Origin of the sequence: Nostoc sp. LEGE 12447 (genome assembly GCF_015206985.1) — a bacterium.
Lineage (GTDB): Bacteria > Cyanobacteriota > Cyanobacteriia > Cyanobacteriales > Nostocaceae > Nostoc.
The window spans coordinates 222,492-241,642 of the sequence record NZ_JADEXT010000004.1 but is presented as its reverse complement, the minus strand read 5'-3'; the positions used below and the strand labels follow the sequence as shown (position 1 = coordinate 241,642).

The window sequence follows — 19,151 nt, the reverse complement described above, 5'->3', positions numbered from 1 at the left end:
CGGGGTTCTTATCTCTCACGAATTATTAAGTAGGACTGATCAAAGCAAATGATTTTGCGATCGCTATTCACCAATTTTCAAAGCAAACAAAGCGATCGCCAAGCTATATGTATAACTGAGATTACACAATCTAAAATTTCGAATAGTGTTGCAATGCCAACCTTGCTGCACCCACGATCCCAGCAAAATTGCCTAACTCTGCTGGCAAAATCTGTAAACCATCTCGTGATAAAGGCTGCACTCGCTTCTCAATTTCTACCTTCACTGCTGGTAAGAAAAACTCAAAGCTGCCACTTATACCGCCACCAATGACGATCGCTTGCGGTGTGAGTACATAAATCAAACTCGTCAAGCCAATTCCTAAATTCCTACCATATTCTTGCCAAAAAGTCAATGCTGCGGCTTCTCCTTGTTGAGCAAGAACACCCAATTCAATGGGTTCCTTGAGAGTGCGGCGGCGAATAGCAGTAGCAGAGGCATATTGTTCTAGAGAGCCTTGATTACCACTATTACAAATTGGCCCATCAGGATTTAATGAAATTAAACCCAATTCCCCAGCAGCTCCCTGATGTCCAACAAATAGTTTGCCATCGAGGATAATCGCACCACCAACCCCAGTTCCTAAAGTTAGGAGAATCAGATTTTGAAATTGGCGACCGGCTCCCAGCCAAGCTTCTCCCAAAAGAGCGCAGTTGGCATCATTAGCGATCGCAGTAGGTTTGCCAGTTTTAGCTTCTAACCAGTCTGCTAAAGGGACATCGATCCATCCAGGTAAGTTAATGGCGATTTTAGCGATGCGTCCTGCTGCATCGGAAGGGCCAGGAGTCCCAACACCAATAGCAAAAGTTTCATTATTTGGATCAATTTGCGCGATCGCATCTACCAGCACCGCCAGCACGACCTCCGGCGTTGTCGGCTGGGGAGCCGCCATAGTCAAAGATTGCAGACAAGTTCCATCGGCTGTAAACCGCCCCAGCTTAATTGCTGTTCCCCCCACATCAATGCCAATTACTTGAATTTTGTCATTTGTCATTTGTCATTTGTCATTGGTAATTGGTGAACAGCTATTCCCTATTCCCTATTATTGGGTGCGAGTAGTTTTCATCCGCGATCTATTCGCGTAGCATCTTTACCTGGAAGAAGACGCGAAGCTTTCAACTCCGATTTCTGTAAATTAGCAAAAGTCGTGGTGCGGAAACTCGATTGCTCTTGCCAAGCTGTAACTGGCGCACCTCTTAAAATGCCAGCAAGGGCAATAGAAAGGAGAAACCCGCCAGTAGCGGCGGCAATTAATGTCAGATTATCTTTCACACAAATCTCTCCAGTTATCAATTACTAGTTATTAATGATTAGCCCGTTGACTGATAAGTGTCCACTGTTTACTAATTATTTTCGGATTCTATTTTCTCTCCGTAATCGGGGATTGACAAATTCGTTTAACCCTTCACCAAGTAGTGATAACCCTACCACCATGAATGTCATGGTTAAACCAGGGAAAAGTGTAGTCCACCAAATGCCAGTAGGTAGAGCTTCTAGGGCTTGTTTTAAATCATGTCCCCATTCTGGCACTTCTTCGGGAAGTCCTAGCCCCAAAAAGCCCAAACCGCCCAACACCAAAATTGCATCAGCAGCGTTGAGTGTAAAGAGGACGGGTACGCTTTGAATGACGTTGAAAAATAGATAACGAGAAAGCACAACCCAAGTGGAAGCACCCATTGCTTGAGCAGCTTCGATGAAAACTTCAGTTTTCACGCTAACAGTGTGGTTGCGAACAACGCGATAATATTGGGGGATGTAGGCAATGCTAATAGCGATCGCTGCATTTAATATCCCACGCCCCACCACAAACGCTAGTGTCACAGACAGCAGTAGCCCCGGTAAAGTGTAGATGCTATCCATCAAAAACAGCAACACTTTATCCAATTTACCGCCGAGATAACCACTCAGCATCCCCAGAGGTACACCGATAATCATACTCAGCGCTGTTGCCAAAATCACCACCTGCAAAGCAGCTTGAGCGCCGAACAATGTCCGGGAGAAGACATCATAACCCAGGCGACTAGTGCCAAACCAATGTTTAGCTGAGGGTGGCTCGTGAATTGGATTAGAGAGAAAATCTTTCGGGTTTTGCAGCCATCCCCAAGCCTGGAATAGGGGAGCGAAAAATGCCAGGAAGATAAAAAATAGGGTGATGGCTAACCCAACGAGCATGAGTTTTTGGGAAAGATTGGAACTTTTGCCAAACTGTAAAAATGTCGGTAGTCGCCGTTTTGTAATGGCCATAAAGCGATCGCCTGGATCAAAGCTTGATACGCTGACCATTTTACATATTAGGGAGTGGGTATTGGGAACTGGGGACTGGGTATTTGGTAAAAATGTCCCATAAAATTGAGGGACTTTAGCTTGGGATGATATGCAAGATAGAGGCTTTGAGTCTTTAGACTTCTACCAAGATAGCCTCAAGCTGCTAAAAGCGGCTTATCGACTAGCAGATAGTTTGCCTAATTGTGAGCGTTACAATTTAAGCGATCAATTACGAAGAGCAGTTTGCAGTGTTTTACTGAACATAGCTGAGGGCTATGGACGCTATCACTACTTAGATAGACTGCGTTTTATGTACATTGCTCGGGGTTCATTGACTGAAACCAAAAGCGCTTTCATTATTGCCGAGAGCTTGGGCTACTGCAATACAGAACAATTAAACTGGGTTAGTCAGCTTAAAGACCGGATTGAAAAAGGTCTTAACGGTTACTGTCGTTTTATTCGTTCTCAACAGCAGGGTAAGGAAGAGTACGGTACTCGACTGAGTGATTAGTGATTAGTGATTGGGGATTGGGGATTGGGTATTGGGTATTAGCAGTTAAAAGAATTATTTCCTAGTCGCTAGTCCCCAGTCCCTAGTCCCCAGTCCCCAGTCCCTAAAGATTACTCTCAATTAACTGGCGATATTCAGTTTTTTGTTTCACGCCTTTAACTTCCTTCACCAGTTCCTTGTTTTTGAACAATTGAACCGTTGGAGTTCCTGTTACACCAGCATTTTCAGCAATATCTCGGTCTTTGTCGATGTCAATTTCTACAAAGTGAATTTTGCTGTCAAATTCATCCACCACTTTATTTAAAATTGGCTTCAGGGTATGACAAGGGCCGCAACCAGGTGAGACGTACTTAACTAGGAGTAAGCGATCGCTTTCATGGAACAATTTCCGTAGAGCATAACCTCCCTCATGGCGCGTTTCATTCAAATTAAATCCAGCTTCTTCCTCGGCTTCAGTCTTTTTAGCTGGCTGATTTTCTAATTCATTGTCTGCTATTTCTGGCTGTTGATGGAATTCTTGAATCAAGTCACTGGATGACAACCAGCGTTCTGCTAACATCGCCGCCATACAGCCAGTACCCGCAGCTGTAATCGCTTGGCGAAACTCATGATCTTGCACGTCGCCGGCTGCAAAAACGCCTTCTACGCTAGTTTCTACAGAACCGGGTTTAGTGACAACGTAACCTACCTCATCCAATTCTAGTTGCCCCTTAAATAAAGAGGTATTAGGACTATGACCAACGGCGTAGAATAAACCCTTAGCGTGCAGTTGGCTTTCTTCACCAGTTTTAGTATTGCGGATTTTCACCCCTTCCATGTGACCATTACCGAAGATATCCACGGCTTCTGTGTTCCAATGCACCTGGATTTTTGGGTTGCTCAAAACACGGTCTTGCATGGCTTTAGAAGCCCGCATTTTATCGGTACGTACTAACATATTTACCTTAGAACCGTATTTGGTGAGGTAAATAGACTCTTCCGCCGCCGAGTCGCCAGCACCAATTACAGCCAATTCTGCGCCGTGAAAAATTGGTGTTGCACCATCGCAAATTGCACAAGCGGAAATACCTCGACTCCAAAATTCATGTTCGCTAGGTAAACCCAAACGCTTTGCTGTCGCACCCGTAGCAATGACGATGCTATTGGTTTTAATTTCCCTTTCTTGCGATCGCACTGTAAATGGACGCTGACTCAAGTCAACTGATATAACATCTTCAGTATATAGTTCCGCTCCCCAGCGCTCCGCCTGCGCCTTCATCTGATCCATCAGTTCCGGCCCGGTAATCCCTTTGGGAAACCCTGGAAAGTTCTCGACTTCCGTTGTTGTCATTAATTGCCCACCAGGTAAACCCCCGGCTTGGAAACCTTCAAAGACAACGGGTTTCAGGTTAGCACGTCCGGCATAGATGGCAGCTGTGTACCCTGCTGGCCCAGAACCGATAATTACTAAATTTTCTACTGTGGGGTTAGTCATGACCATATATAAACTCATAACGACTACGCTTAATATAGCATAACAAATTGTGATTGGCTATGCCAGATGGTAAGCAATCGCAAAATGCCTACAGTACTCATCCTTTTAACCGCTAGGGCTGTTGTTGGAGGTATTTCTTGATTCCAGTAATTCTGCTATTTCTTGAATGCTCATAACTTTTTCAATGCCAGGGGGTTAGTGATGTTTGCGTCATTTGGTATACAAGAATTCTGGATTGTGTAACCGAATCTCCCCAAACTTTTTTTCAGAAGGTGATAGGAAAGCGATCGCAGTTGGGTAAGTTATATCTAGAACACACAAGCACTTCCTACCCCAGGGAAAACACTTATGAAAACCGAACTAAAAGCAAAATTTCTTCAACACATCCTTGACAAAAAGAAGGGAGAAGAGGGTTTTACACTCATTGAATTACTAGTAGTAATTATTATCATCGGTATTTTGTCTGCGATCGCACTACCTTCTTTCTTGAACCAAGCTAACAAAGCCAAGCAGTCAGAAGCTAAAACTTATACAGGTTCTATGAACCGCGCGCAGCAAGCTTTTTACTTGGAACAAAATCAATTTGCAGCCCAAGCTGACTTTGGTAAATTAGGTCTTGGGATAGCAACACAAACCACGAATTACATATATAAAATTACTGGCGGTGGTAGTACTACCCCTAGCCTAGTAACCAACCAAGCAAAAACAGTAATTGATACTGCACCTCTCAAAAGTTATGTTGGTGGTGTAAGTGTAGCAACACAAGCTGCTACCAGCGAAGCTACTACCATAGCTATTTTGTGTGAAGCAGACAAAGCAAGAGTTAACTCGGGTGCAGATGTAGCAGATGCTACTGCTGGCGTAAGCGGACCTAGTTGCCCCGCCAACTTTACTCCTTTGAGATAAGTAGAAACATGATTTACTACGTGAGAATATAGTTCGATTAAGCCACTTCATCGCAAAACTAATTCTTTATGTAGTTTTCATTTAACTAAATTATGTATTTTTTAAAGTGGGTAGATTTTTCTATCCACTTTATTTCCATAATGTGAGTTATTCACAATATCTTACCCATACACTTTTCCCCAACAATCACAATGATTACTAATACATATAATTGGCAAAACCAGGCTGAAGAATACTTTATACAGGAAAATTATCTGCAATCGTCAAAATTATATGAGCAGGCAATTGCCATAGAACCAAATGCTGCCTCATATTATTGGCATTTAGGATTGATATTATTATTACAAGGTCAAGAGGCAGAAGCTCAAATGACTTGGATGCTGCCAATGACAGAGGCAGATGAGGAGCAGTTAGAAATTTGGACGATTGAACTGTTTGAATTTTTGCAAATAGAAGCGGAAAGACGCGAAAATCTGAGGCAATACTCCATAGCCTGGTTAATTCGTCAGCACATGCGGGAAATTAATCCTAGTGACATCAATAATTTGCTCGAGATTTTATTGCTTTGTCTCAAACTCGAAAAATTTGAAGATATTGAGGAGTTGCGTGAGTGGGGATTAATTAAAATTTTAAATGAAAAGCAAAGTGTAAATATCAATACCGAACTATTAACACAAGTTTTACAAGAAGTTTTAAGTACTATTCCTTTACATCCAATAAATTTAGATTTAGCAGAAGCTTGTTTACCTTACTTTTCTGATATTTATCAATGCTTCGATATACTGCTTACGGCTGCTCTGCAAATTGGTCATACTTTATTACAGCCTGTACTAGCATCATCTCTTCTAAAATTACATTTACGATTGGAGCCAGAAAATGTAGAAATTTTGCGGCACTTAGCGACTTTTTATCAAGATGCTCGTAATTATTCTCAGGGAATAGAGACAGCTAAGTTGTGTTATTCCTTATCTGAAGGATTGGCTGATAAAATTTTTGCACTCCATTTGCTGTTAAGGGGTCTAATGTCAGCAGGGGGATATTGGCAAGAGATATGTACAACTTGCCAAGAATTAGAAACTGTGTTTCAACAGTTTATTAAAGATCAACCAATTTCTTTAGAAAAAGGAAGAATATTACGTTTACTTACGCCATCTTTTGCAATACCTCACATTAAAGATACTCCTGCTGAATTCCGAGCTATTCATAATAAAGTAGCTGAAATTTTTAATAATGCTCTTCAATCTCTTGCCAAATCAGAAGGAAAAAACTACGAGCGCCAAATTATTAATTATTCCTCTTTAACTGGTTCTTCAAAAAAACTAAAAATTGGTTATGTATCTTACGCTTTAAGAAATCATTCTGTTGGTTGGTTAGCTCGCTGGCTATTTCAGCATCATAATCGAGATAAATTTGATATTCATACTTATTTTGTTAACTATAAATTAGTAAACGATTATCTCCAGGAATGGTATTTAAGTCAGGCAGGAAAAGCCCGTCAATTAGGTATGAATGGTCTAGAAATTGCTGACCAGATATATCAAGATGAAATTGATATTTTAATTGACCTTGATAGTATCACTCTAGATGTTACTAGTGAAGTGATGGCACTCAAGCCAGCGCCCATTCAAGTTACTTGGCTGGGGTGGGATGCATCAGGTATACCAGCAATTGATTATTTTATTGCAGATCCTTATGTACTACCAAGTGATGCACAAGATTACTATACAGAAAAAATCTGGCGATTACCTCAAACTTATATAGCAGTAGATGGTTTTGAAGTTGGTGTACCAACTCTCCGCCGCGATGATTTGGATATTCCTATGGATGCTGTTGTATATCTCAGCGCCCAAAGAGGATATAAACGTCATCCAGAAACGATAAAATGGCAAATGCAAATTCTCAAACAAGTACCTAATAGCTACTTTTTGATTAAAGGACTTGCTGAACAGGAAACAATTAAACGCTTCTTTTACCAAATTGCCGAAGAAGAAGGTGTAGATTGTTCTCGGTTACGATTTTTACCACAAGTTCATTCAGAGTCAGTTCATCGTGCTAATTTAGGCATTGCTGATATTGTATTAGATACATTTCCCTACAACGGAGCGACAACAACCTTAGAAACATTGTGGATGGGTATCCCTTTAGTGACGCGAGTCGGTGAACAGTTTGCGGCGCGTAATAGCTACACTATGATGATGAATGCAGGAATTACAGAAGGCATCGCCTGGACTGATGAAGAATATATTGAGTGGGGTGTGCGCTTGGGGAAAGATGAGGCTTTACGCCAGCAGGTGGCTTTGAAATTGAAAGCATCCCGGCAAACAGCACCGTTGTGGAATGGTAAACAGTTTACCCGTGAAATGGAAAAGGCTTACGAGCAGATGTGGCAGAAGTATATTGAGGAAAAATAAGCTAATAGTGAGCGCTCAAGCGCTCAAAATAAACTCCAAGAGGATGTTTTAAAAATTGTTTGTGATGTATCAAAGACTTGTAGATCCTCCTGACTCCCTTAAAAAGGGGGACTTTGATTCCGGTTCCCCCTTTTTTAAAGATAGGAGGGATCTTTATACAACTTGATACTTTTCAAACAATCTCTTATAGCAATTTCTAGATAAATGAATCACGTATTACCGTAACCTTAAGGCAGCTTATATTTATTCATGAGGAAGTTTATAGAATATGCAGTGGGTTAGACCATTTCTTAGAAAGCAGGCATCATCTCTAACTTCGATGCGATCAAGCTATCTACATCAGACGATGGAAGTGTTTCTGCTTTTGCTTGTGTGATCGCAGATTGATTATCTGTTGCTAAAGCAATTCGAGTATGAATTCTAGGCAAAAGAGTTTTCCATTGTGTATGGCTCATTTTCCCTAGCAGAGAAATTTCTGGCCCCTCAGTTATATCTACATCATCTTCCATAAGCAAATTCATGGTCAAAGACGATAAAAGCATATCTGCTTCTTCGTCAGAAATATTTTGAGTATCTATCAAGAGAGTTAAGCAGGTTTTATCTGGGTGAGTCGTGAGACTAGAAATCACACTTGCTAAATCTTGATATAGTAGGTCTTCTGACTGTAACCAGTCTGGGAAAATAATTAGGTTAATATCTCCTAAGCGGAAATTTTGACTCAGAGTATCTGCAAGATATTTACTAAATAGTTCTTGGAAGAGACTACCTATCTTAGCTGAGTAAGAGCGACTATCAAGAAAACTAGGATTAGCTTGCATTTTTTCCTTGATTTGACTGCTCTTTTGTTGACGCAATTTAGGGTTATTGCCAAGTGCGATCGCTAACTGTATATAAGAATCTTCACTATCGGCAACTAAATCAGGTATATCTAATGCTTGCACCATTGCAGCACCCATTGCAGAACGAAAACTAGTTCCCCGTCTAGCAATTACTGGTAAATTAACCTGTAATGGTTCTATCAAAGAAGTTGTTCCAGCAAATGGAAAAGAATCTAGATAAACATCGGCAATTTTGAAGTATTCTTTAACTTCTTGGCGGTTTGGCACCGGCTGAGGATCTAAGACTATCAATTGGTCTGCTGGTATTCCATACTTTGAAAATATTTTATTTAAGTAATTTACAAAAGCTTTCTTAGGATAACTGTTTGACCAATTTGGACCAAATGGTAGAAGTACTAAAACAGAGTTTGGAACTCCAGAAATTATTTTTGCCCAAGTATTAATTAGTTCCGGGATGATTTTAAAGAAGTTAGCACCAGAGATAAAAATAACTGTTTCTTTGGATATACCCAAACTTTCTCGATCGACTTTGACAGTTATATTTTCTTCTTCATTACCATAACTAAAGCAATGAGCAGACCCTTCAAGTTTCACCAACTTTTCTTGATATTGCTGTTCTGCCGTTGGCGATGGATCGGTTAGCGTACCAGAAATGTAATAATCTATATGCCGCATTCCTGTTGTTACCACAGATCCGCCACTTGTGATTTGTATTCTAGCTAACCGATGCATTGATAAGAAACAGATTTGATTCGTTACTGCTGTCACATTGGTAGCAATAAATAATATATCGAGATTATCAGCACGAATAATATTTACCTGTTCTACTAAATCTTGTGGCAGTAGTTTAAAAGAGTTGGCGCAGCTTTGGCAATATTGTTCTAGTTGATGACCAGTTTGGTTAAGAGAGTACAAGATTACTTCAAAATCTCTACTGATATACTCATAAACAGGAAGGTAAGCAAATGTTTCAGAACCAGGTAGAAAATGTGCAGCCAAGATACCCAAACGAATTTTTTTTCTGCTTATAGGTCTATCAGCAAACTCGTAATCTACCTCATAACCCTTAACTTTTAGTAAGAACTCTATGATTTCTGCACGTTTAACATAGATATCTTTAAGATTATGCTCATTAAAATATAGGGGAATAAAATTAGCAATGGACACAAAATTATTAAATATATCATCCCACAGATGAGAATCATAATTTTGCAATATCGATGTGTGTAAGTAATCAATCCACCCCTGCATATAGTAATAGTAATTATTTGCATCACCCGGTTCTTGAAAATGAACTGGGGAAGAAAATAGGAATTGTAAATAGTCTTTAAGTAACCAACTAGGTATGCGAGATAGGTCATGCTGTAATGGTAACTGGTCAGCACGGTGATACAGCATAGCTACTAGTAAATGCTGAATTGCTTTTGGTTGATTGAAACCTTGAGATATACTTTTAACGATATCATTAGTAAAAATCTGCTCTTCATCAGTCAGGCTTTCATATTTGATGCTACTATTCACTAACATCTTATGTGTTTTACCTAACAGACCCATATACATATCTGTTATCTGCTCATCTGAAGCATTCAGGCATTCTTGTGCTATTTGTTTTCGCAACTCCTGAAATTGTGCATTTTGTTCACTCAAACTCAAAACTGCGTATCTATAAAGAGCTTGTTGTCTCGTGGCTTCAGGATATCGTGTATCACTGTAAATTGTCTTAAAAAGTTTTTGGTAGTCTAATAAAATAGCATCTTTTAAAGCAACATTCCGACGAGTTTGTTGTTGCGGATGTATTCTAAAGTGAGATAAAACGTGATCAACAAAACCAACTTTATATTGACTCATAATTCTGAGCCACATTTCCAAATCTACAAGTTGACAAAACTCAGAATTAAATAATCCTACTTTTTCAAAAACATCTTTTCTAATAAGGACTGTGCTTGGCTCTCCAATTTTATTAATTGGATTGTCAAGTATATTAGGATCTAGCAAAAGTTGCTGTCCTGATTGAATTGCCTTTAATGCTGACCAAGCTTTGTGTACATCTTTAGCTTCATGATGCATTAAAAAGTTGGAATCATAAACGGTATGACCAGTATTAGTGAAGAGTCTTCGGGGCGAAAAAACTAAACCTATCTCTTCATCCTGTTCAGCCATATTAACCATTTCTTCAATAGCCGTTGGCTCTAGTAAATCATCTTGAAATAAAAACTTTATATATTTACCTTTAGCTTGAGAAATACAAAAATTCCAATTTTTAGCTAGTCCATATCTTTCATGTTTAACAGCTGTAAAAATAGCGGTGGTTTTCTCTAGAATTAGCTTGATGAGTTTTAGAGTTTGATCGCTAGAATCATCATCAGAAATAATAATCTCTATATAAGGATAAGTTTGAGATATTACGCTAGCAATAGCTTCTAATATAAAAGATTCTCCATTAAAAGTTGGAATACAAATACTAACTAAAGGTGATTCTTTCTTTTTAAGTAAAATACTTTTCTTTTGATTTAATTCGCTTGAATTAGAAATATTATCTTTTCGTAATGTGCTATCAAATATAACTTTGCGAGATACAGAAATAATCCTGGATTTCGTTTGATCCCTAAACAGAAGTTCAGCATCAATTAATTCCTGACTAAGTTCTGAACTTGATTTAAAATTATTCGCACCAAGGTAATAATCAACGATCGCCATCTGTGCTGGTGTAGTCTGAGGTTGAGGCTCGGCGAAAAGCGACTTTAAAGCTAATTCTCTATCAGGAGGTGTGTATGCAATGTCATGCTTTAGTAGAGCTTCACTTTCTGCTGTGTAAGTACTCTCAATTGAATTTAGGTGGAAGTAAGAACAACCAGATTTGATGGAATAAAATATGTGTGTTCCTAGCTCATTGCCACAAGCATAGCGATACATGGAACAAAGATGATAAAAACGGAATAAAAAATTGGGGTCAAAAACATGTCCAGCAGAAACTATTTGTATTCCTCTTTTTTGAAATGGAATATGCCTACCTAAGTTAAAATCTTTCCAGTACAGACATACTGTCACAGGTTGATATTCATCATCAAGATGTATTAGTTTTTCTGCAAGGGCTTCAAAGTCCATTTGAACTGTAACATAACCAGTAGAGTGAGAAGGAAAAAATATAGTTCCACTTCGCTTAGGTTTTGGTTCTTTTTTCAGAATTTCTGTTGCATATAAAAATGGTGATGCTGCTGGGATAATCTTTTTTGTAGTTTCACAGTTTTTAACTGCGTTAATATATACATCTTCTCGATAACTTGGATAACAATATATATTAAGCAAAGGAGATTCTATCTCTGCTTGCCATAGATGGTTGTTGCTCAGATCCGGTCCATGTACCAATAAAACTTTTAGTGGATATTTTTCAGAAAAATTTACATATTTCTTAATAGTAAAGTCCATACCATAGAAAGAATTTCCGAAAAATACTTCATGAGTTTGTAATGGTCTTTCAGCACATAGCCGATTTAGGTCTTTTTGACTGGCAAGTACATCTTCTATAGTTAACATTTTAAACTTCCGTATTTTAGTATTCAATTAATTGAAAAAGTCCTAGTTTGCTAATATATATAAAAAAGTTTTGTTCTCATATTTACAACAAAGTAGGGCAATTTTCCTAGCTTATAACTAACTTACCCAATCCCATCTGGCTGGTGTTCCCTTTTTGACATCTTGTTTGATTTGTTTGCCAAGGAGAAAGTCATAATACTTTGGTGGTAAACCAAGACCAGGACGTATTGCTTTCAGATTCTCCGAGGTAAATATATCTCCCTTCTTCATGTCTTGGGTAATGTAGAGTGATCGCCTAAAAGCCAAAGATGCTTTCTCAGCTTCCGTCGGCCCGTAATTTATCTTGCCCAGCGCTTGCCAGGCTTTTTCAGTTTCAACAACTAATTGATGCATTTCTTCTGGCTCCATTGAAAAAGCAGAATCAACGCCACCATCAGCCCGACAAAGGGTAAAGTGTTTTTCAATGAATGTAGCTCCTAAAGCAACACCCGCAACAGCAACACCAATCCCCATTGTGTGATCCGATAACCCCACCTGTAGATTGAACAAATCGCGTAGATGGGGGATGGTCAGCAAGTTAGTATCCTTTGGTATAGCTGGATAAGTACTGGTGCATTTGAGTAGTATCAAATCCTGACAACCAGCTTCCCGTGCTGTACGCACTGTTTCGTCTAACTCTGAAATTGTCGCCATACCAGTAGAAATAATCATCGGTTTACCAGTGCTGGCAACTTTGCGAATTAGAGGTAAATCAGTATTTTCAAAAGAAGCAATTTTATAACAAGGTACTTCTAGAGATTCGAGAAAATCTACAGCAGTAGTATCAAAAGGAGTACTAAAACCAATTATTCCCAATTCTTTACAGCGAGCAAATATAGGTTTATGCCATTCCCAAGGTGTATGAGCTTCTTGGTATAACTGATATAGTGATTTCCCAAGCCATAAACTCTGAGGATCTTTAATATAAAATTCACCCTCGTCTATATCTAAAGTCATTGTGTCGGCAGTATAAGTCTGGATTTTTAGACCATCTACCCCAGCTTTTGCCGCTGCTTCAACAATTTTTAGAGCTACTTCTAATGATTGGTTGTGATTTCCAGACATTTCTGCAATCACAAAGGGTAGATGGTTAGCACCGACTTTTTTCCCTGCAATGTTAATTTCTCGCATTTTATTTTGCAACTGGAGTTTTATTTGTATTTGACTAAATCAACTACCTCATGTTCTCCTAATTTGGTTTTTCCCATATTTTTAAAACCAGCTTTTAAAAAAGCTTTTATTGATATTTTATTATCAAGTTTAGTATAAGCATGAATTACATTAGTCTCTGAATCTAAAAATAATTTTTCACATCCTAGATTAATTAGGTAGATACCATATCCTTGATAACGAAATTTTCTATCAATACTAATGGAAATAATGGCTTTATCGCCCTCTAGTTCATATCGAATTTGACCAATAGGCACATCATTTCTATCAAGGCCGATGTAGACAATAGAAGTAGGAGAGTACAGTCGTGATTGGAACCATTGAGCATGATGTTCCCAAGGTATAAGTTCTGTAGAAAAGGAAACAGCCCGTACTTCTGGGTCATTTGACCATTCCCACAACAAACGACAATCTTCTTGGTACGCCAAGCGTAATTTTAACAACTTGGCCTCTAGATGCTTTAATACGCGCTTACTTCCTTCGCCATCTACTAACTCTTGACCGCATCTAGTCATTTTTACTCGTGTATGTACAGCTCTTAATAAATGAGCAACCGCCGACGCTATTTCAGCAGCAGAAACATCCTCATGCCAACCAAGATGAATAGATACCCCCATTTCATTTAATTTTTGTGCGATCGCTCGTTGGTTTTCAGCTAAAATTAAAATCAAACTGGGTAAACCCATAAAAGCCAGTTCCCAACAAGTGCTACCACCAGCAGTTACCGCCAAATCAGCCCAAGCCATTAACTCAGGCATATTTGTAACATTTCTTTCTATCTGAATTGGAAACTGCAATGCTTGTGATGCTAATTTCAGTTGTTCATAATGGGGATTATTTCCTCCGACAACAACCACAACCTCCAGCTCTTTAACTGATAGTAGCTGTAAGCCTTCAATCACTTTGAAAGTTACATTATCTGAGTCAGCACCTCCCATTGTAATTAATAGCTTACTGGCTATAGTTGGGTTTATTCGTTGCCATCCTTGCCACTGCCAAAACTCCTGCCGTAATAATGTGTAACACGTGCCAAGTAATAATTGGGTATAAGGTTCTCGATTTATATACAAACTCTCATGAGCAGAAATATTTTGATTTAAGACAATATCAGCATAGTAATGTTTTGCTTGTCCATAATCATCAATAAATAATAAATTCAAACCATAGTATTTAATAATACGTTGATATTCCGCGTTAAAGTGATAGCCATCTATTACAATCCATTGACAATTAAACTGCTGTGCCAGATTTGATACTTTGTGAGCATCTTCATTACTTCCCGGCAAGGAATTTAAGTAAACAACTTGTATGGATTGTGATATTAATCGAGACGCTAAAACTGATGCTTGATCATTTATATAGAAAACAACTTGCCCTTGATTTTTTTGCCAGGACTGAGCTAAAGCAAAACAGCGCATTAAATGACCTGTACCAATTTCACTTGAAGCATCTGTACGAATTACCAAATTCATTTAAGGCTTCCTTGCTACCAGCAACATATTCGATGAAAGTTGATTTTCTGATAAAAAGTTCTGGAAAGCTTCGCCTTTGCTTTCCCACTCATCTATTAATATTTGTTGTAAAAAAGGTTGATTAGTTACATCAAACTCACCAGAAATAATTTTGTTGCGTACTAATTCAGCATCCAGCTGACCTGGAGTTTGTTTCTCAATAACTTCAAAACCATAAGATTCTAACAAAATAGTTAAAGATTGAAGATTGAACAAATTAATATGTTCATTATCTATAGCACTAGAGATATTGCCTAAAGTTGCTATATCAAAACCCTTGACATTTGGACAAGTTAAAATAAATATTCCTCCTTCAACTAGAAATTCATAACACTTCAATACAAATTCTTTAGGCGAGAATAGATGCTCGATTACTTCAAAATTAACAATTACATTAATTCGATTATTCCCAAAATCAATTTGTTCTATGGGTTTTTCAATTACCTCTATACCACGGTGACGACAAGTTTCAGCTAGATCCGGAGTAGGTTCTACTCCTAACACTCTTTGGAAAACACCAGTTTTTTTCATCTCTTCGCAAAAAATACCAAATCCTGTCCCAACCTCTAATATCGTGTCTGTTAATACATTAAATCTGTGGCAAATATCAATAACTTTTTGTACTCTTGGCTTGAAAATTCTTTCTCTTCTTGTTACTTCAGAAGCTGGAAATATATATTTATTCCAATAAGCATAATTTTTTGAGTATTTATAATACTCCTCTAGATGTTCCGGTCTAGGTCTTGGATTAGCGTAAACTGTTTCACATTCTCGGCAAGTCACAAACTGAATACCGTACTTTTCATAAATGCGATCGCTGTTTATTGAACAGCAAGCAGGACAAGTGACAGAGATAAAATCATTTTTGTGTTTTAGTAAAAGATTTATATCATGAGCTAATAGTTCAGCTTGTCCTGCTAATAATTCTTTTGGGCGAATGTCTGCTTCTTTAAACATAACTATTTAACTTTATTAATTAAGCAAGTATTAGTCCGTTATCTTTAACTAATTTAAAAAAATCTTCTTGATATTGATAATCTTTCAAATAGTAATATGTTGGTCGGCTATAAATAAATTTTTTGTAACTAAGAACATGCTCATTATTGGTACTACAAGCAATAAAAATTGCAAATTTCTGCTTTGAATCTGGTATTGAATCTACAGCACATTTGGTTGGTAAAGAGGCTTTATGGTTAATACGAAAATCAAATAAAACCAAATCACCAGCCTTACTTGGAATTGAATGAATATAAGGCGGTGGCGTGATTTTTGACCAAAAATCATGCGCTGTACTATTTGTTGATAGATCAGGATATAAATGAGAACCTGGAATAACATCAAGTCCACCACCATACTCATCATTATCTTGAAGATATATGGCTGCTTCTAACATTAAGTAATTAGGTTCCCATTGAAACTGAAGTCCTTGAGCTTCTTGTGATGTTGTATCTTTATGCCAAGTTGAATAAAATGATTTTTGCGCTGCAATTTCAGGAAGATAAACGAAGTTTGTTCCTAATAAAGACTTTAAAGCAGAGACTATAGATTGATGTATAAGTAGCCATCTAAATTCTTGATATCTATTACAAATATCATTGCGTACATTATTGTTATCTCCTTCAAACTTGATTTTCGAGTTAAACAATTTGATCAGAGAAGTTCTTAATTCCCTTACTTGCTCTTCTTTTAAAACAGATGGTATGAGTAGAAATCCATCGTTATGAAACTGTTCTATCTGACTGTTATTAAGCATATTTAACTTTGTATACCCTGTATATAAGTAATCACTATTTTTTACACGCTTTTTTTAGAGTTTTTAACTCTGATGAACAGGCTCATAAGCTGATGGTTCTCCCCAAATATTATCTTTTACCCACTGTCCGTTTTCAATGCGCCACACACGGCGATCGCGGAAGGTATCACAAATCTGGTCAAATTCTTCTTCAGTCATATTCACATATTTCAGCCACCTCTCTAAGTCTCGATATGGCTTAACACGATCGTATTTACGTACCATTTCAATACCTTGTTCACGAGTCATAAGGCCTGCTCTGATATCCTTGCAAGCATGATCAGAACCACGTCCGTAGCCAAACTTAATGAATTTTAGGTAATCATGAATACCGTTTTCATGCATATCATCCAGGTTGGAGATTGTTCGATATGTACGCTCAAAAGGCTGCTGTGCTGAACGCCATCCATAAAATTCCATAACTGTTTTGGTGTGTTCGTTTGCCTCCCAGTTGACGAAGTTACTGAGATAAATACCCCGTGCACCTACTTCATCAATCTCTTCATCCGATGGATATTTTGCCCACAATAAGTCTTTGCCTCTTAAACCTTCTTTTAGTTCTGGATGCCCAAGCTTTTCCAAACCTTCATCTGTGAAATCATACCAGTCATACCCCCGCAAGGCGTGCTCTAAGCGAAACTTTGCTGTAAATTCCACAAGATCATTGTAAGAATACATCCCTCCTAAATCCATGAAGCCATGCTCACCCCACAAAATTAATGGCACTTTATAGCGAACTGCTACTTGAATAGGTACTGTAAAAATGCCGCAGTGCCCATGCCAATTCATATCACCCTGTAGCTTAAAACCAATTCGATTCATTTTAATCAGAGTATCTACACTGGGGCGAACAATTATGTGATCGCAATCAAATACCTCCCGCATACGGTAAAGATTGTATTCACCTTCAGGTAAATAATTGTTGCCGTGATAAGTTACTAAAAGCGGCTTTAGACCTAATTCCTTAACAGCAATGTGAGTCTGAAAGTAACTATCTTTGCCTCCACTAACTGGGATAACAATGTCATAGTTACTATCACTACGATACTCATTAGTAAGTTCTTTTAACCATTGCCAGCGTTGCTCCCAATCTATACTCTTTTTCTGATCGTGGACACGACATCCAGAACAAACACCATATTCATCAAAAGTTAAAGGACTAGCGCTAAGTGCGGGATAAACGCATTTTGTACAATATTGAATTGCCATAATTTCTTTAACCTTCTGCTTTTTTATAACCGAACTTCAACACCAGCCTTAGCTAATGTCCGCTTTCCTTCTCGATCTGACAATTCCTTAAAATGCCAGATATTAGCGGCAGCAACCGCAGAAGCACCAGCTTTTATGCCTTCGACATAATGCTCATATCGACCAACGCCACCACAAGCAATCACCGGAATTCTAGTGGCAGAAGTAACTGTATTGATGAGTTCTAGATCGTAACCTCGCCCGGTACCATCTCTGTCGATACTATTAAGTAAAATCTCACCTGCTCCCAGTCTTTCTACTTGCCTAGACCAATCTTCAGGTTTCATACCTGTAGCTTCACGACCACCATTAATAAAAACCTCTGTTTCTCTATTAGTATGCCGCAGCACATCAATGCTAATTACTATTGCCTGACTACCAAATATCTTTGCGCCTTCGGTAATCAATTCTGGATTCCGCACTGCTGCCGTGTTAATCACAACTTTATCAGCGCCTCTACTAATGGCTTGGCGCATCTGCTCAACCGTACAAATTCTTCCCCCCCATGTCAGAGGCATAAAACAAGTTTTGCTTACTTCGTCTAAGATTTGTAGAGGTTCTGTTAATCCTTTTACTTTGTGGTCATCCCGACGCAAGTCGTATTGATCATGCCTACTAATATCTAAATAAATTAACTCATCAACATTCCATTCATTAAAGCGTTGGACTTCATATGTAGGATTGCCGATAATTTGATGAATTTTAAATAACTCACTGCGAACCAATAAACCATTTTTCAATAGTAAAATAGGTATAAGACGTTTCTTAAGCATTGTTTATAAATTTTCCATAAACAAAATTTCTTAAAACTTCCAGCCCAGCCTTTTGGCTTTTTTCAGGATGAAATTGAGTTGCATAAATGTTACCCATTTCAATACTAGAAATAAACTCTGATCCATGAGAAGTAAGTGCACTGCATATATCCATCTTTTCTGGAATAAATACATAACTATGTACAAAATAAAACACTTGAGAATTTCCTAACCCCCTATAAAGACCATTTTTATTTAAAAAATAAACATCATTCCATCCAATATGAGGCACTCTAATGCTACGTTCATTACTTTTTAGGCGATTAACGGTACCTGGAATCCAGTTTAACCCTTTGTGATAACCATGCTCTGTTCCAGCGGTAGCTAATAATTGCATACCCAGACAAATTCCTAAAAAGGATTTCTTCTTTTCTATTACTTCAGTTTCTAAAAATTTTATCCATCCACCAGATTGAAGATTTTTGATACCATCACTAAAAGCACCAACACCAGGCAAAATTATATGGCTGGCTTCGCATAAATCCTCTGGATTATTGGTAACAAATGCATGACATTCAATACTATTAAAAGCATTAGCAACCGAACTTAAATTGCCCATTCCATAATCAATTATTGCAATTTTACTTTGATTCATAAAAT

At 38.1% G+C, this 19,151-nt stretch carries 15 protein-coding genes; 3 read left to right on the top strand and 12 right to left on the bottom strand.

From position 1 onward, the window contains the following. Positions 1-130: 130 nt before the first annotated feature. From IQ274_RS07740 to IQ274_RS07730, 3 genes are all read right to left on the bottom strand, one after another. A complete protein-coding gene (locus IQ274_RS07740) occupies positions 131-1,033 on the bottom strand; it encodes an ROK family protein (protein ID WP_194141873.1) in 903 nt (300 codons plus the stop codon). Positions 1,034-1,101: 68 nt separating this feature from the next. Then, positions 1,102-1,311, bottom strand: coding sequence for a hypothetical protein (locus tag IQ274_RS07735; RefSeq protein ID WP_194141872.1), 210 nt, complete (start codon positions 1,309-1,311; stop codon positions 1,102-1,104). 75 nt (positions 1,312-1,386) lie between these two features. Further along, positions 1,387-2,283 carry an ABC transporter permease gene (locus tag IQ274_RS07730; protein WP_194141965.1) on the bottom strand — a complete coding sequence of 299 codons (897 nt, stop codon included), beginning with the start codon at positions 2,281-2,283 and terminating at the stop codon, positions 1,387-1,389. A 130-nt stretch (positions 2,284-2,413) separates the two neighbouring features. On the opposite strand from IQ274_RS07730, the gene IQ274_RS07725 reads away from it, so the two are divergent. Next, on the top strand, positions 2,414-2,815 hold the full coding sequence (locus IQ274_RS07725; protein WP_163929957.1) for a four helix bundle protein: 402 nt from the start codon (positions 2,414-2,416) through the stop codon (positions 2,813-2,815). A gap of 103 nt (positions 2,816-2,918) precedes the next feature. Here the strand turns inward: IQ274_RS07725 and trxB are convergent, their stop codons facing one another. After that, on the bottom strand, positions 2,919-4,307 hold the full coding sequence (gene trxB, locus IQ274_RS07720) for a thioredoxin-disulfide reductase (RefSeq protein ID WP_228058086.1): 1,389 nt from the start codon (positions 4,305-4,307) through the stop codon (positions 2,919-2,921). Positions 4,308-4,637: 330 nt separating this feature from the next. On the opposite strand from trxB, the gene IQ274_RS07715 reads away from it, so the two are divergent. Both IQ274_RS07715 and IQ274_RS07710 read left to right on the top strand, forming a co-directional pair. Beyond that, on the top strand, positions 4,638-5,195 hold the full coding sequence (locus IQ274_RS07715) for a type IV pilin-like G/H family protein (RefSeq protein WP_163929961.1): 558 nt from the start codon (positions 4,638-4,640) through the stop codon (positions 5,193-5,195). A gap of 191 nt (positions 5,196-5,386) precedes the next feature. Further along, positions 5,387-7,606, top strand: coding sequence for a tetratricopeptide repeat protein (locus IQ274_RS07710; RefSeq protein ID WP_163929963.1), 2,220 nt, complete (start codon positions 5,387-5,389; stop codon positions 7,604-7,606). 290 nt (positions 7,607-7,896) lie between these two features. On the opposite strand, the gene IQ274_RS07705 is transcribed toward IQ274_RS07710, so the two are convergent. The 8 genes from IQ274_RS07705 to hisH all read right to left on the bottom strand — a co-directional run bounded on the left by IQ274_RS07705 (position 7,897) and on the right by hisH (position 19,146). Then, complete coding sequence (locus IQ274_RS07705) at positions 7,897-11,979, bottom strand: glycosyltransferase (protein WP_194141871.1); 4,083 nt, start codon at positions 11,977-11,979, stop codon at positions 7,897-7,899. Between the two features lie 117 nt (positions 11,980-12,096). Further along, positions 12,097-13,149, bottom strand: a complete 1,053-nt coding sequence (pseI, locus tag IQ274_RS07700; protein WP_194141870.1) for a pseudaminic acid synthase — start codon at positions 13,147-13,149, stop codon at positions 12,097-12,099. A gap of 20 nt (positions 13,150-13,169) precedes the next feature. Beyond that, positions 13,170-14,660 (bottom strand): UDP-2,4-diacetamido-2,4,6-trideoxy-beta-L-altropyranose hydrolase, encoded by a 1,491-nt coding sequence (gene pseG, locus IQ274_RS07695; RefSeq protein WP_163929968.1) that lies wholly within the window; start codon positions 14,658-14,660, stop codon positions 13,170-13,172. After that, positions 14,661-15,656, bottom strand: a complete 996-nt coding sequence (locus IQ274_RS07690) for a class I SAM-dependent methyltransferase (RefSeq protein WP_194141869.1) — start codon at positions 15,654-15,656, stop codon at positions 14,661-14,663. A 19-nt stretch (positions 15,657-15,675) separates the two neighbouring features. Continuing rightward, positions 15,676-16,452, bottom strand: a complete 777-nt coding sequence (locus IQ274_RS07685) for a phytanoyl-CoA dioxygenase family protein (RefSeq protein ID WP_163929972.1) — start codon at positions 16,450-16,452, stop codon at positions 15,676-15,678. 63 nt (positions 16,453-16,515) lie between these two features. Then, entirely contained in the window at positions 16,516-17,700 is a 1,185-nt protein-coding gene (locus IQ274_RS07680) for an N-acetyl sugar amidotransferase (RefSeq protein ID WP_163929974.1), read from the bottom strand. Between the two features lie 23 nt (positions 17,701-17,723). Continuing rightward, a complete protein-coding gene (hisF, locus tag IQ274_RS07675; RefSeq protein ID WP_163929976.1) occupies positions 17,724-18,512 on the bottom strand; it encodes an imidazole glycerol phosphate synthase subunit HisF in 789 nt (262 codons plus the stop codon). Beyond that, positions 18,505-19,146 carry an imidazole glycerol phosphate synthase subunit HisH gene (hisH, locus tag IQ274_RS07670; protein WP_163929978.1) on the bottom strand — a complete coding sequence of 214 codons (642 nt, stop codon included), beginning with the start codon at positions 19,144-19,146 and terminating at the stop codon, positions 18,505-18,507. The genes hisF and hisH overlap by 8 nt, the downstream gene beginning before the upstream one ends. Between the last annotated feature and the right edge of the window lie 5 nt (positions 19,147-19,151).

What these genes read in the sequence shown, in the direction of transcription:
- IQ274_RS07730 (WP_194141965.1), bottom strand. Translation starts at nt 2,283, where the DNA reads ATGGCCATTACAAAACGGCGACTACCGACATTTTTACAGTTTGGCAAA.
- IQ274_RS07685 (WP_163929972.1), bottom strand. Translation starts at nt 16,452, where the DNA reads ATGCTTAATAACAGTCAGATAGAACAGTTTCATAACGATGGATTTCTA.
- trxB (WP_228058086.1), bottom strand. Translation starts at nt 4,307, where the DNA reads ATGAGTTTATATATGGTCATGACTAACCCCACAGTAGAAAATTTAGTA.
- hisF (WP_163929976.1), bottom strand. Translation starts at nt 18,512, where the DNA reads ATGCTTAAGAAACGTCTTATACCTATTTTACTATTGAAAAATGGTTTA.
- hisH (WP_163929978.1), bottom strand. Translation starts at nt 19,146, where the DNA reads ATGAATCAAAGTAAAATTGCAATAATTGATTATGGAATGGGCAATTTA.
- IQ274_RS07710 (WP_163929963.1), top strand. Translation starts at nt 5,387, where the DNA reads ATGATTACTAATACATATAATTGGCAAAACCAGGCTGAAGAATACTTT.
- IQ274_RS07715 (WP_163929961.1), top strand. Translation starts at nt 4,638, where the DNA reads ATGAAAACCGAACTAAAAGCAAAATTTCTTCAACACATCCTTGACAAA.
- pseI (WP_194141870.1), bottom strand. Translation starts at nt 13,149, where the DNA reads ATGCGAGAAATTAACATTGCAGGGAAAAAAGTCGGTGCTAACCATCTA.
- IQ274_RS07705 (WP_194141871.1), bottom strand. Translation starts at nt 11,979, where the DNA reads ATGTTAACTATAGAAGATGTACTTGCCAGTCAAAAAGACCTAAATCGG.
- IQ274_RS07725 (WP_163929957.1), top strand. Translation starts at nt 2,414, where the DNA reads ATGCAAGATAGAGGCTTTGAGTCTTTAGACTTCTACCAAGATAGCCTC.
- IQ274_RS07740 (WP_194141873.1), bottom strand. Translation starts at nt 1,033, where the DNA reads ATGACAAATGACAAAATTCAAGTAATTGGCATTGATGTGGGGGGAACA.
- IQ274_RS07680 (WP_163929974.1), bottom strand. Translation starts at nt 17,700, where the DNA reads ATGGCAATTCAATATTGTACAAAATGCGTTTATCCCGCACTTAGCGCT.
- IQ274_RS07690 (WP_194141869.1), bottom strand. Translation starts at nt 15,656, where the DNA reads ATGTTTAAAGAAGCAGACATTCGCCCAAAAGAATTATTAGCAGGACAA.
- pseG (WP_163929968.1), bottom strand. Translation starts at nt 14,660, where the DNA reads ATGAATTTGGTAATTCGTACAGATGCTTCAAGTGAAATTGGTACAGGT.